The sequence below is a fragment of the Campylobacter concisus genome (assembly GCF_002914195.1).
GTDB classification, from domain to species: domain Bacteria; phylum Campylobacterota; class Campylobacteria; order Campylobacterales; family Campylobacteraceae; genus Campylobacter_A; species Campylobacter_A concisus_M.
The window spans coordinates 1-979 of the sequence record NZ_PPAU01000123.1 but is presented as its reverse complement, the minus strand read 5'-3'; the positions used below and the strand labels follow the sequence as shown (position 1 = coordinate 979).

Genomic DNA, 979 nt, shown 5'->3' with positions numbered 1-979 from the left:
GAATACTATTATTCAGAAGAAGGCAAAAAGGAGTTGGCAGCGAAATACAATCTGTCTGAAGAAAATTTGGTTTTTGCAAGAAGTAAAGAAGCCATTTTAAATGCCTTTGCGGACGGAAGTATTGCAAGAATAGTATTTATTGCACCATATTTACCAGAAAGTCTTTCATCGGAATTTAAAGGCATTTTTGACGTTATAAGAGTTGATAATAAGTATGGCTTGCTAACCAAAAAGCAAAAAGAAGAGAATATTGATCCAATGACGATCTTGCGTGAGAAACTAGGGTCAAATATATATGCTCCAGTCGTTACCTTTGACGATTACATTATTGACAAGACAAGTGGCTCATTTATTACAATGATGAGCAACCTAAAGGCCATAGAAACAAGGCAAGAGTGCGGCGTAATTTCAAAAGGCTTTTTCTTGACTGGTGTTCCAGGCACTGGTAAAACATTTTTTGCCAAGTGCATAGCTGGAGAGCTAAAACGATACCTAATAGAGCTAAACCTTAGCTTTTTTATAAATGCCGACGATACTTTTGGGCTTTTGAATAAATTTTTTAGCTTCTTTAAATTTACCGAAGGCAAATTTGTTCTTTTAATAGACGAGATAGAGAAGATGTTTAATGATAGCCCAAAATCAAAACAAGTTCTGGGCTATTTGCTTACAACATTAAATGAATTTGCAGACAAAAATAGCAAGAACAAGGCAGATGTCTTATTTATTGCGACAGCGAATAACGTTACCGACCTTGTAAAAAAGAACCCTGAATTATTCAGAAAGGGACGTTTTGACCAGAGTATCTATTTAACAGCCCCTAAAGCTGAAAAAGCTATTAGCACGTTTGAATATTACATCAAAAAATCGCAAGAAAAATTTGCTAATGTTTCTATCCCTATGCTTTTCTTAACAGCAAAGCTCAACCAAAATAATGAAAAAGTAATTTTCTATGATGACAACACAAGGTATAGTCAAATAG

The 979-nt window shown here is 34.5% G+C and carries 1 protein-coding gene; it reads left to right on the top strand.

Going from position 1 to position 979, the window contains the following annotated elements; all coding sequences use genetic code 11:
- Nucleotides 1-33 precede the first annotated feature (33 nt).
- On the top strand, nt 34-979 hold a 946-nt coding region (locus CYP28_RS08635), incomplete at its 3' end, for an AAA family ATPase (RefSeq protein WP_141090924.1).